This window comes from Corallococcus silvisoli, from assembly GCF_009909145.1.
Lineage (GTDB): Bacteria > Myxococcota > Myxococcia > Myxococcales > Myxococcaceae > Corallococcus > Corallococcus silvisoli.
The window spans coordinates 53,244-65,856 of record NZ_JAAAPJ010000012.1 but is presented as its reverse complement, the minus strand read 5'-3'; the positions used below and the strand labels follow the sequence as shown (position 1 = coordinate 65,856).

Genomic DNA, 12,613 nt, shown 5'->3' with positions numbered 1-12,613 from the left:
TTTCCCGGGTCCTTCGTCCCATGCCGACGCCAGAGGGTTCGTGCGCCGATGCAAGTGGATGCCGGGAATCGTAGAGTGGCGTGCGCTCCCCGCGCGCCATGTCCACGCCCACTCCAACGCCCTCCCCGCTCCAGACCGCCGCCATCGCCGCCACCTGCGCCGTGCTCATGGCCGCGGTGGGCGCGGTGACGGAAGGCTGGGAGCGGGGGCCGCGCCTCGCGGCGCTGGCGGTGAGCGCCTTCGTGCTCGCGGCGCTGGGCACCTGGCGTGCGCGGGCCGCGACCCGGCGCGAGTGCGAGCGGCTGATCCGGCAGGGGGACGAGGCCCGGTCGCTGCGGGACGCGGTGATGGACATCACGCCGGTGGGCTTCGCGTACTTCGACCGGGACCTGAAGTACGTGCACGTCAACGCCGCGCTCGCCGCGATGAACGGCCTGCCGGTGGACGCGCACCTGGGCCGCCACGTCACGGAGGTGCTGCCCGCGCTGGGCACCGCGCTGGCGCCCCGGTTGACCCGCGCGCTGGAAACGGACTCGCCGTTGCAGGACGTCAGCCTCCAGGTGGAGACGCCCGCCGCCCCCGGAGAGGCGCGCTTCTGGTTCGGAAGCTATTCGCGCGTGCGCGGCGCCGGCGGCGCGGTGCTGGGCGTCATCGCCTCCCTGTCGGAGGTCACGGAGCGGATGCGCGCGGAGGCCTCCCTCCAGGAGCATGAGGGGCGCCTGGACGTGCTCACGCGGTCGCTGCCGGACTACCTGTGGGGCGGGAAGCTGCGCAACGGCGTGCTGCGCGACTTCTACTGCACGCCCGTCATCGAGCGCACCACCGGCTATCCCCTGAGCGCCTTCACCCGCACGGGCGTGGACGGCGCGCCCGCGCCGCTGTGGCTGGAGATGATCCACCCGGAGGACCGGGCGCGCTACCGGGGGTGCGTGGAGGGACTGGCGCCGGGCACGGAGGCGGAGGTGGAGCACCGGCTCATCTGCGCCGACGGGCGCGTGCGCTGGGTGAGCAGCCGCGCAGCCGCCTCCGTCATGGACGCGCAGGGCGCGGTGCACCTGGGCTGCGTCGTCACCGACATCACCGACCGGCGCCTCGCGGAGGATCTGCGCCAGCGCCTGCACGACAGCTTCCGGCGCTCCGCCACGGAGTGGCGCCGCACGTTCGACGCGGTGTCGTCGCCGCTGCTGGTGCTGAGCGCGGACGGCATCATCCACCGGCTCAACGACGCGGCCCGCGCGCTCTTCCGGGAGTCGGACCCCTCCGGCCAGCCCCTGGCCTCCACCGTCGGGGCGCCGCCCTGGTCCAGCGCGGGCCCCCTGGTGGACGAGCTGCGCGCGACGCATGGCAGCGCCAGCCGGCAGGTGCATGACGCGGAGTCCGGACGCACCTGGGAGCTGGCGGCGGCCTGGGTGGACGAGGTGGACAGCGAGGACGCGCGCATCATCCTGGTGGGCACCGAAATCACGCGGCTGCTGGAGCTGCAGGCCCACGTGCGCCGCAGCGAGACGATGGCCGCCATGGGGGCCATCGTGGCGGGCGTGGCCCACGAGGTGCGCAACCCCCTGTTCTCCATCTCCGCCGTGGTGGACGCGGTGGAGGCCACCTTCGGAACGAAGCCCGAGCTGCAGCCGTACCTGGAGGTGCTGCGCGGCGAGGTGCGCCGGCTCACCCACCTCACCCAGGAGCTGTTCGAGTACGGCCGCCCCGCGCGGGGCGAGTGGACCGACGGCGCCGTGGGCTCCGTGGTCGCGGACGCCCTGTCCGCCTGCGAGCTCGCGCGGGACAAGGCGGCGGTGACGCTGCGCCGCGAGCTGGCGGAGGGGCTGCCTCCGGTGCGCATGGACGCGCGCCGGCTGTTCCACGTCTTCCGCAACGTGGTGGAGAACGCCGTGCAGCACTCGCCCCAGGGCAGCACCGTGTCCGTGACGGCCCAGGCCGTGGAGGAGGCGGGCCGCCCCTGGGTGCGCTGCACCATCCACGACGGAGGGCCCGGGTTCAGGAGCGAGGATCTCCCGCACGTCTTCGAGCCCTTCTTCAGCAAGCGCCGGGGCGGCACCGGCCTGGGACTCTCCATCGTCCAGCGCATCCTGGAAGAGCACCAGGGGCGCATCCGCCTGTCCAACCACCCCCAGGGAGGCGCCGAGGTGACCATCCTGCTGCCCGCCCTGACCCCGGCCGCCGACGCCGGCTCCACCTTGAAGTCGCAGGCATCATGACCCGCACCCGCATCCTGCTCGTGGACGACGAGCCCGGCGTCCGCCTGGGCATGAAGGGCTACCTCACCCAGCACGGGTTCGACGTGGCCGAGGCCACCAGCGTGGCCGAAGCCCAGGAGGGCTTCCGCGCCCACCGGCCCGACGTGGCCGTCATCGACTACCGGCTGCCGGATGGCACGGCGCTGGAGCTTTTGCCCCGGCTCAAGGAGCTGGACGCGGCCGTGCCCCTGGTGGTGCTGACGGGCCACGGCTCCATCGAGCTGGCGGTCCAGGCCGTGAAGGAGGGCGCCGAGCAGTTCCTCACCAAGCCCGTGGAGCTGGCGGTGCTGAAGGTGGTGCTGGAGCGGCTGGTGGCCCAGCGGCGCGAGCGGCAGCGGCAGCTGGCGGACCGCTCGCGCACCGCGCGCACGCAGGTGGATCCCTTCCTGGGCACGAGCCCCGCGATCACCGCGCTTCGCGATCAGGCGGAGCGCATGCGCGACAGCGACAGCCCGGTGCTCATCACCGGGGAGACGGGCAGCGGCAAGAGCGTGCTCGCGCGGTGGCTGCATGAATGCGGGCCGCGCAAGGAGGCGCCCTTCGTGGACCTGAACTGCGCCGCGCTGTCCAAGGACCTGCTGGATTCAGAGCTGTTCGGACACGAGAAGGGCGCCTTCACCAGCGCGGTGGCCGCGAAGCAGGGCCTCTTGGAGGTGGCGGACCGGGGCACGCTGTTCCTGGATGAGATTGGCGACATGGACGTGGCCGTCCAGCCCAAGCTGCTCAAGGTGCTGGAGGAGAAGCGCTTCCGGCGGCTGGGCGACGTGAAGGACCGGCGCGTGGACGTCCGGTTGCTGGCCGCCACGCACCAGGACCTGTCGCTGGCCTCTCGCGAAAAGCGCTTCCGCAGCGACCTGTACTTCCGCATCAGCACCCTCATCCTCCACGTGCCCGCGCTGCGCGAGCGCGCGGAGGACGTGCCGGTGCTCGCCCGCCACTTCCTCGCGGAGATGGGGCGTGCCCGGGGCCGGGGCCAGGTGGAGCTGGAGCCGGACGCGGAGCGGGCCCTGATGACCTACGGTTGGCCGGGCAACATCCGCGAGCTGCGCAACGTGCTGGAGCGCGCCGTGCTCCTGTCCGGCACGCCCCGCCTGTCCCGGAGCGCCCTGCGCTTCGAGTCGCTCCCCGCCGAGGAGGAGTCCCTGGGCGCGGACCTCACGCTGGAGGAGCTGGAGCACCGCCACATCGAACGGGTGCTGGCGCGCGAGGGCGGCCACGTGGAGCGCGCGGCCACGAAGCTGGGCATCTCCCGCAGCTCGCTCTACGCGAAGATCAAGGGCTGGCAACACAAGGGGTCCTGACGGGCCGTACGCGGGTGATGGGCGGGCGCCGTCCGGATTCCGGAGTCCGGTCCACAAAATGGAAACGCCTCCTCACGCCCGGGCCTGCCCTGCCCTCAATCCCTTGCATTGACTCGGGCTGGCGCGGCACGCCGTGCATGGCACAACCGCTGCACTGTCGCTGTGCATGCACGGCAAAATCCTCCTCCTCGATTCGAAGCCCCCGGTTCGTGGGGCGACGGCGCGTCACCTGACGGCCGCGGGCTTCACCGTCCTCACCGCGCGCACGGACGCGCAGGCGCGGAGCCTGCTGGACACGCATCTGTTCGACGCGGTCCTCATCGACCATCCGTTCGGGCGGCCCGGCCTGGACGAGGGGCTGCGCTTCGCTCGTGATCTGCGGATGCAGGACCCCCGCGTTCCGCTGCTGTTGATGACGGCGCTGCCGCTGGAGGAGGTCCGGGACTCGGCCTGGGCGAGCGGCATCACGAAGCTGTTGCCCAAACCCCAACTGATGCCGGTGCTCATCCTCCACCTGTCCGCGCTCATTCCCGCGGCGGCCAACGAGGACCTGCCGCATCCCGTCCCGATGCGCTAGACACGCGGCCCGCTCGATTCCAGACTCTGGTCCGGATTCCGGAAAATGGATCCGCAAGCTGGACACCTCCGTCGCGCGGACGCGGTTTCGCGGGGCCAAGTCCCTGGAAACACATCCCCGCTTCTCACCGCCGCCCCTGGCCCTGGCCTTGCTCATGCCGCCCCGCGTGCCCCGGAACCTGCTGATCATCGACGACGAGACGGTGCTGTGCTGGGTCCTGGGTCGCTTCTTCTCCAGCGCGGGCTACGCGGTCGACTCGGCCACGGACCTGCACGAGGCGCTGGAGCGCGTGAAGCATGGCCGGTACGACCTGGTCATCAGCGATCTGCGCCTGAGCGGCACGCAGTCCGAGGAAGGGCTGATCATCGCGGAGCGAGTGCGTGAGGCCTCCCCCGACACGCGCATGGTGCTGCTGACGGCGTTCGCGACCCCGGACCTGGGCACCCGCGCCCAGGCGCTGGGCGTGGACCTGGTGCTGAGCAAGCCCCAGCCGCTGCCCGCCCTGGCGGAGCACGTGTCGCAGCTGCTGGAGGCTCCGCGCTAGGCGCCGTGCCTCCGCGCGCCCTCCCCCGGCTTCGCGGGCGCGACGGGCGGGCGAGGAGGGCGTGAGCAATACCCGCGAATGGAAGCGAGGCCTCGCTCCGTTCCTCCCCAACACCGACGGTGACGGGATTCTGGACGGGCTGGATGGGATCATCGACACCGGTGGCGATGGATTCATCGACGCGCGCGACGCCGACGACGACAATGATGGACTCCTGGATGGCGAGGAAGACGTGAACCACGACGGCATCACCCATGCCCCCGAGACCGACCGGCGCGACGACGCCATGGACGCCGACGGCCTGTCCGACGGCCTCGGGGCGAAGGGCGGCACGGATCGGCTGGATGCCGACGATGACTTCACGGTGCTCGGCCGGCGCCGCTCCCTCGTGGGCCGGGCGCTGACGGTGGCGGTGGCGGTGGCGGTGGGGCTGACGCTGGGTGCCGCGACGCGGGCGGAGGCCCAGGCCTCGGTGTCGCAGGCCATCGACGTGCAGCAGTACAAGCCGGGTCCGGGCGCGTATGACGTGCTCGGGCTGAACAGCGCCCGCGTCGCGCCGCACCTGACGTGGAACGTGGGCGCGTCGCTCAACTACTCGCACCAGCCGCTCAACTTCTATGACCCGCGCGAGGACACCTTCGTCTATCGCATCGTGGCGCGGCAGGTGTCCCTGGACCTGATGGGGGCGGTGTCCCTCTTCGACCGGCTGGAGGTGGGCCTGGTGCTGCCCCTGACGGTGACGGGCTCGGAGCCCGCGGCCGCGGTGTCGGAGCAGTTCGCGAGCGGCGTGGGCAAGACGGGACTGGGCGACCTGCGGGTGGTGCCCAAGCTGGCCCTGCTGTCGGAGGGCGCGCTGAACCTGGCGGTGCTCGCCCCCTTCACCCTGCCCACGGGCGGCGCGGACCACTTCCTGGGCGCGAGCGGGCTCACCTTCCAGCCCCGCGTGGCCGGTGAGTGGGCCACGCCGTCGCTGCGGCTGCTCGCGAACGTGGGCATCAACCTGCGCAAGACGGAGCAGCTGCGCAACCTGCGCGTGGGCAACGAGCTGGCGTTCGGCGTGGGCGCCGAGGTGCCCATCACCCAGGCGCTGTCCGCCCAGGCCACCCTCAAGGGCGCGATGGGCCTGAAGGAGGCCGACACGGAGGAGATCCCCCTGGAGGTGCTGGGCGCGGTGAAGTACCGCTTCGCCCAGGGGTTCGCCGCGAACGTGGGCGCGGGGCCGGGCCTGACGCGCGGCTATGGCACGCCCACCTTCCGCGTCCTCGCGGGGCTGACGTACACGCCGGGAGGCACGAAGGCCCCGGTGGCCGCGGCGCCCCCGTGCGCGCTGGGCCCCGAGGACTTCGATGGGTTCCAGGACGACGACGGCTGCCTGGATCCGGACGACGACAACGACGGCATCCCCGACGTGAACGACATCTGCCCCACCGAGCCGGAGACGGTGAACGGCTACCGCGACGAGGACGGCTGCCCGGACACGCTGCCGGAGTCGATGACGGCCAACGGCGCCCCGCCGGCCCCGCTCGCCCTGGCGCCCGCTCCAGCGGACATGGACGGCGACGGCATCCCGGACACCGAGGACCGGTGCCCGATGGTGGCGGAGGACCTGGACGGCTTCGAGGACGAGGATGGCTGCCCGGATCCGGACAACGACCAGGACGGCATCCCGGACGACAAGGACCTGTGCCCGCTGGAGGCGGAGGTCATCAACGGCGTGAAGGACGAGGACGGGTGCCCGGATCAGGGCGAGTCGAAGGTGCGCCTGGAGAGCTCGCGCATCGTCATCCTCGACAAGGTGTACTTCGCCACCAACAAGGACGTCATCCTGCCCAAGTCCTTCGGGCTGCTGGCGCAGGTGGCCTCCATCCTGCGCACCCACCCGGAGCTGGAGCGGGTGCGCGTGGAGGGCCACACGGACAGCCAGGGCGACGACGCGAAGAACCTGGACCTGTCGCAGCGGCGCGCCAACCACGTGCGCGACTGGCTGATGAAGAGCGGCATCGCGGGGCAGCGCCTGGAGGCGGTGGGCCATGGCGAGACGAAGCCGGTGGACACCAACGCCACCGCGGCCGGACGCGAGAACAACCGCCGCGTGGAGTTCAACATCGTGAAGACCGCCGGTTCGGCGGAAGGAGGGTCGCCGTGAGGACCCCGGGCGCCCCGCTGCTGCTCTCCCTGATGCTGTGCACCGTTCCCGCGGCGGGCTTCGCGGAGGAGGACACCGCCTGCGGCGGCCTGACGTTCGACGATGGGAGGATGATCACGGGCCTCCGACTGGAGCCCCGGGGCGCCCGGACGGAGGCGTGCCTGCGCGAGGTGGCGGAGGCCGTGAAGGCACGCCCCGCCATCCGGAGCATCACCGTGGCCGCGAAGCTGCCGGACGCGGAGCGGTTGGACGGCCAGGGCCTGGCGGTGGCGAAGGCGGCGGCGGAGGTGCTGGTGTCCGCGGGCATCCCCCGCACGCGGGTGTCCTTCGTGGCGCCCATGAACGAGCCCCGCGCCCCGGGCCAGCTGCAGCTGGCGTACGTGGAGCGTCCGGCCCAGCCGGCGGTGGCCAGGGTGCGCACGGCCAGCGGCCCGGTGACGGCCCGCCTGGGCGAGGCGGAGCCCCGGCCGCGCGTGGCGGGTGACTCGCTGTATTCGGGGGAGCTCGTGGCGACGGGCGACACCGGCCGCGCGGAGCTGGCGCTGGCGGATGGCAGCAACCTGTTCCTGTCGCCCCAAAGCGCGGTGCGCCTGGGCACGCTGGAGCTGACGGCCGAGCGCCAGCGCAAGGTGCTCCTGGACCTGGTGAAGGGCACGGTGGAGACGGAGGCGGCGCCGGGCGGGACGGGCTCCACCTTCGAGGTGCGCACGCGCGGCGCGGTGGCCGGGGTGCGCGGCACGCGCTTCCGCGTCTCCCAGCAGGAGGACGGCACCAGCCGCGTGGAGACGCTGGAGGGCAAGGTGGCCCTGGGCGCGGAGAGGGGCTCCGTGGACGTGGGCGCGGGCTTTGGTTCGCGCGCGAAGCCGGCCGAGGCACCGGAAGCGCCCCGCGCGCTCCTGGCGGCCCCGGCGCTGGAGCGGCCGCGCGGCGGCATCTACCCCAAGGCGCCCGCGCTCGTCTGGAAGGCGGTCCCCGGGGCGAAGGTGTACCGCGTGGAGCTGGCGGGGACGGCGGACTTCGCGGGCGACGTGCGGGTCCAGGAGACGGCCACGCCCACCCTGGACGCGTCGGCGACGGGTCCGGGCAAATGGTTCTGGAGGGTGCTGGCGGTGGACGCCGACGGCTTCGTAGGCTACCCCTCCCGAATCTTCAGCTTCGACGTCCCTGGATGAGATGACGCTGCCTACCCGCGCTCCCCGGTCCTCGCTGTCCTCGCCCGCGGTGCTGCGGGGGCTCGGCGTGGGCGTGGGGCTGCTGCTCGCCGTCGTCACGGCGGTGACAGGGGGAGCGCCGGGCCCGGGCGAGCGGGCCCTGTACGACGTCGCGGTGAGCCGGCTGTTGCCGCCGCTGCCCACCACGGCGGACCTGGTGCTGGTGGAGGTGGACGACCGCGCGCTCGCGGCGCTCGGCGAGCGCTGGCCGCTGTCGCGCGCCACCTGGGCCCGGGCCTTCCAGGCGCTGGCGGCGCACCGTCCCAACGCGGTGGTGGTGGACATCCTCTTCGACCAACCGGAGTCGCGCGACGCGCTGGACCTGGGCGAGGACGTGCTGGAGCGGCTGCGCGCGTCGGGGCTCACGCGGACGCCCGAGGGCGCGGCGCTGGCCACGGACCTGGAAGCCCGGCTGCACGCGCAGGACGGGGATGCGCGCCTCGCGGAGGCGTTCTCCGGCCTGGGCCGCGTCATCCTGGGCAGCATGGCCCTGGCCGAGGACGCGGGGCCCCTGCCCGGTGAAGGCAATCCGCTCACCGCGGTGCCCCTGCGCGCGGACCGGCTGCGGCTGGAGGCGAAGGGGTTGTCCACGAACCTGTCCGCGCTGCGGCTGGCGGCCTGGGGCAGTGGGACGCTGAACGTGCTGCTGGACGCGGACGGCGTCATCCGGCGCTATCCCTACGCGGTGGGGGTGGGCGGAAAGGCGTGGCCGTCGCTCGCGCTGGCGACCGCGCTGCGCCTGTGGCCGGAGCGTTCGGAGGCGCTGCTGCGCGTGGCGTCCACCGACGATGGCGCGCCCCTGATGCGGTTGCCCGCGCCGGACTGGCTGCCGCGCGTGAGCCTGGCGGACGTGCTGGCGGCGGGGCCGTCCTCGGTGGGGTTGGACCTGGCGCTGCGGGAGAAGACCGTCTTCGTGGGCGTCACCGCCACGGGCTTGCACGGCCAGAGCACCCTGCCCGGCCAGCTCGCCGTGCCGGGCGTGGAGATCCACGCCTTCGCGATGGACAACCTGCGCACCGGCCGGGTGCTGCGCGCCACGGGCGGCGCGGCGCTCGTGGGCATGGGCGAGACGGCCCTGGTGCTGGGCCTGCTCCTGTGGCGGCGGGGGCGCGCGCGAAGCCTGGGCCGGGTGGTGGGACAGTCCGCGGTGATCCTGGTCGCTCACGTGGCGTTCGTGGCGTGGCTGGCGGCGGACATCGGCTGGGTGGTGCCGCTCCTGCCCGGCGTCGTGGGACTGGTCCTGGTGACGCTCGCGGAGGCCGTCGTGCGGACGGGAGACCTTCAGCGCCAGAGCGGCGCCCTCAAGCGCCTGTTCGGCCGCTTTCCGACCCAACCCGGCGCGCCCACACCCAAGGGAACGGACACCGGAGCGGGCCCGGGCGACACGGATGCGCCGGATGCGGCGGCCGCGCGGTCCGGGGCCGACGGGCCCCGGCGCTAGGGGCGGGCCAGCGGCACGGGCTCGCCGAAACGCGCGCTATGCCTTCGCGTCCTCTTCATGGGCGAGTCGCCGGACCTCGGAGATGCGCTGGAGGGCCAGTTCCTGGATGAACCGCGCCATTTCCTCCAGGGGCTTGGGAAACGCCGTGCCCAGGAGGGCCGTCGAATCCTCGAAGTGCTCCAGCTCGCGCAGGATCTCCGCGCTCAGCAAGCGCTGCGTCACGTCGTCAGGCGCGCACAACGCCAGGAGCGCGTGCAGGTTGTCCCGGGATGCGCGACCGCGCCGTGAGAATGGCAGCCACGCAGCGCCCCCGCGATAGGGCTTGTTGCCAGCCCACCAGGCATGGAGGCGCAGCTCCCGCTCCTCGTCGGGTCGCGGTGCCAGACCTTCCGCGATGGCCTCCAGGTACCCCGCCTCATCTGGCGCCTCGATCCAGGGCGCGGACCTCCATTCGGCGGGGATCGTGGCTCGTTGGAACCCGGTCGCCTCCTGCCTCAGCACCACCCGGGCCCCCAGATCCTCGAAGCGGGCAGCGAACTCCCTGGCTTCGCCCGGGCTGAAGTACCGCCCGAGTTCCACTGGCAGCCTGTCCATCCGCTGCTTCACCTCCTGGAGATTCACGCCGCTCGCTCTCCGGACCAGATGCATGACCTCGACCCGGCGCTTCCCGACAGCCTCCAGCGTGACGATGGTGACGAACTCAGGGGACTCCAGGAAGGGTGAAGGAATCTCCCCCAGCTCCCTGGCCCTACTGACCCAGAAGAGACGCTGGCAGGCCCCACACCGAGAGACGCGAGGCGGCAGCGGCAGCATCGGCATGTCGCACCAGCCATCCGTCCAGACCACGGCACCGAAGGTATTGCTCGAGAGCAGCGAGGGCTGCCTGAGGGGCGCCTCGCACATCGGGCATGCAACGACGATGTCGGGACCGGGCATCATGGCGGTAGACCTCCGACGCTACCGCGCGAGACCTCGAGGCACCACGGGCCCCCCAACCGCCAGGCACTCAACCGGCAGGGGCGCCGCGGCCCTCGTGCGCCGCGGACGGCTCGTACGGAGGCCGCGGGATTCCCACACGTGTCCCCACGTCCGGCCCCTGGGCCCGGCAGGGCGTGTCCCCACGCAAGGCCGAGTACACGGACGGGGCAGGCGTGGCACCATGCTCCGACCGCCATGCCACGCTACGCACTCATCGCCGAACCGGATTCCCACCGCGCCACGGGGCTGCTCGCGCTGGCGCAACAGGAGGGCCTGGAGGGCGTGGTCGCTCGGGATGGCGCGGAGGCCCAGGAGTTCGTGCGCAAGCGCGGCGCCCCCACCCTGCTGTTGACGGACCTGGCGCTCCCGAGAGTGGATGGCTTCGCGCTGCTCGCGTGGCTGCGGGGCCGCCCGGACGCGAGCGGCACGACGGTGGTGGTGGTGACGGCCTTCGACGAGCTGCGCGTGCGCGCGTGGCAGCTCAAGGACACCCTGGGCATCCACGCCCTGCTCAGCCGGCGCTCGGGCCCGGAGGCGATGCGCGACGGCGTGCGGCGCGCGCTCGCCGGACAGCTCGCGGGCAGTGGCCTGCTGGAGCCCAGCTCCGACGAGGAGAAGCGGCGCCTCCAGCGCATCGACGAGCTGAGGCTCGTGGACGCGGGGCCTCCCGACACGGAGCTTCAGGAGCTGGTCTCGGAGGTGGCGCAGGCCTTCGGCGTCCCCGTCGCGCTGCTGACCCTGGTGCTGGGCGACCGCCAGTGGTTCAAGGCGCACGTGGGCCTGCCCGCCGCGCTCGCCCGCGACCGGGGCACCCCGCGCGACTGGTCCTTCTGCCACCACGTGGTGCAGGGCCGCGAAGCCATGGTGGTGCCGGACGCCACCCGCCACCCCGTGTTCCGCGACAACCCGCTGGTGCGCGACGGCATCGTCGGAAGCTACGCCGGCGCGCCGCTCGTCACCGCCAGCGGCGATGTGCTGGGCTCGCTGTGCGTCATCGACACGCGGCCCCTGATGCTCGGCCCGGAGGACCTGGCGGCGCTGCGCGAGCTGGCCGGCCGCGTGGCGGAGAACCTGGAGCACACCACCGGAGGCAGGCGGGGGCGCTCCGCCGCGCCGCGCCCCCAGGGCTCCCTGGAACCGGTCCTCACCGAGGCCTCCGCCCTGGCGCTCGTGCGCGAAGCCGTGCGCGCCCTGGACGTACCGGTCCTGGTGGTGGCCCCGGACCGCCAGCCCTTCGCCGCCAACGCGGCCCTGGCGGAGCTGCTGGGCCTGCCGGAGGAGCGCCTGTCCGGGATGGCCTTCGACGCCCTGTGCCAGCACGTCGCCAACCTGAGCGCGGATCCCGGCGGCACGCTCCGGCAGCTGGACCTGGCGGCGGAGGGCTCCCGAGGCCTGCACCTCACCCTCACCCTGGAGCGGCCCCGGCACCGGGCGGTGCGCTGGGTGGCGCGCCCCTTCCTGGTGCCCGGCGGCGTCGCGCAGTTGCTGTCCTTGATCGACCTGGGCGTCGACACCGACCCGAGGGGCCAGCGCGAACGGCTCCTGCGCCAGGACGCGCTCACGGGCCTGGACACCCGGCGCGTGGGCGAGGAACGACTGGCCAAGGAGATCGGCCGCTGCCGCCGCGAGGACCTGCCCATCAGCCTGGTGCTGGTGGACCTGGTGGGCCTGGGCGACCTCAACCGCACGCGCGGCTTCGACGCGGGCGACGGGGCCCTGCGGGAGCTGGCCCGCCGCGCGGACGCGCTGTGCCCCCCGCCGGGCTTCGCGGTGCGATGGAACGGAGACACCTTCCTGCTCGCGCTGCCCGGCGCGGATGCGGTGGGCGCGGAGGCCGTGCGCCAGCAGTTGCACGCCGTGCCCGGCCTGCCCGAGCTCACCTCCACCGCCGTCACGGTGCGCGGCGAGGAGGATCCCCACGGCACGCTGGCCCGGGCCCACGCCGCGCTCGCCCGCTCGAAGCCAGAGCGGCCCCCGGGCCCGCCGGGCGCCTGAGCGCCAGGGGCAAGCCTGGCTGATGGATGGGGTGGGGCCCGCCTGGGGAGGCCCGGGAGGCCCCGGGGCCTCAATGGCGTGAAAACCCGGGGGGCCCCGGCTATCGAAGGGCCTCTCTCCCGCCTTGCGCGCGCATCTTCCGAGCCCTCCCGGGGCTCAGGGGTC

General features: G+C 73.3%; 9 protein-coding genes. 8 read left to right on the top strand and 1 reads right to left on the bottom strand.

All coding sequences use genetic code 11. The annotated features are described in order from the left end of the window. Positions 1-80 precede the first annotated feature (80 nt). From GTY96_RS23665 to GTY96_RS23635, 7 genes are all read left to right on the top strand, one after another. Positions 81-2,216 carry a PAS domain-containing sensor histidine kinase gene (locus GTY96_RS23665; RefSeq protein ID WP_328700982.1) on the top strand — a complete coding sequence of 712 codons (2,136 nt, stop codon included), beginning with the start codon at positions 81-83 and terminating at the stop codon, positions 2,214-2,216. Beyond that, the gene (locus GTY96_RS23660; protein ID WP_143905008.1) at positions 2,213-3,556 is read left to right on the top strand and encodes a sigma-54-dependent transcriptional regulator; all 1,344 of its coding nucleotides are present in this window, start codon (positions 2,213-2,215) and stop codon (positions 3,554-3,556) included. Before GTY96_RS23665 ends, GTY96_RS23660 begins: the two co-directional genes overlap by 4 nt. A 166-nt stretch (positions 3,557-3,722) precedes the next feature. Then, a complete protein-coding gene (locus GTY96_RS23655) occupies positions 3,723-4,133 on the top strand; it encodes a response regulator transcription factor (protein WP_161665896.1) in 411 nt (136 codons plus the stop codon). 154 nt (positions 4,134-4,287) lie between these two features. After that, positions 4,288-4,677, top strand: a complete 390-nt coding sequence (locus tag GTY96_RS23650; protein WP_143905006.1) for a response regulator — start codon at positions 4,288-4,290, stop codon at positions 4,675-4,677. 61 nt (positions 4,678-4,738) lie between these two features. Beyond that, on the top strand, positions 4,739-6,823 hold the full coding sequence (locus GTY96_RS23645) for an OmpA family protein (RefSeq protein WP_328700980.1): 2,085 nt from the start codon (positions 4,739-4,741) through the stop codon (positions 6,821-6,823). Next, positions 6,820-7,995, top strand: a complete 1,176-nt coding sequence (locus GTY96_RS23640; RefSeq protein WP_255442572.1) for a FecR family protein — start codon at positions 6,820-6,822, stop codon at positions 7,993-7,995. The genes GTY96_RS23645 and GTY96_RS23640 overlap by 4 nt, the downstream gene beginning before the upstream one ends. A gap of 1 nt (position 7,996) precedes the next feature. Next, positions 7,997-9,475 (top strand): CHASE2 domain-containing protein, encoded by a 1,479-nt coding sequence (locus GTY96_RS23635; protein WP_161665895.1) that lies wholly within the window; start codon positions 7,997-7,999, stop codon positions 9,473-9,475. A 36-nt stretch (positions 9,476-9,511) separates the two neighbouring features. Here GTY96_RS23635 and GTY96_RS23630 read toward each other — a convergent pair whose 3' ends face one another. After that, the gene (locus GTY96_RS23630) at positions 9,512-10,414 is read right to left on the bottom strand and encodes a ribosomal protein L7/L12 (protein WP_161665894.1); all 903 of its coding nucleotides are present in this window, start codon (positions 10,412-10,414) and stop codon (positions 9,512-9,514) included. 234 nt (positions 10,415-10,648) lie between these two features. Here GTY96_RS23630 and GTY96_RS23625 point away from each other — a divergent pair, with 234 nt between their 5' ends. Beyond that, complete coding sequence (locus tag GTY96_RS23625) at positions 10,649-12,448, top strand: diguanylate cyclase domain-containing protein (protein WP_161665893.1); 1,800 nt, start codon at positions 10,649-10,651, stop codon at positions 12,446-12,448. Positions 12,449-12,613 lie beyond the last annotated feature (165 nt).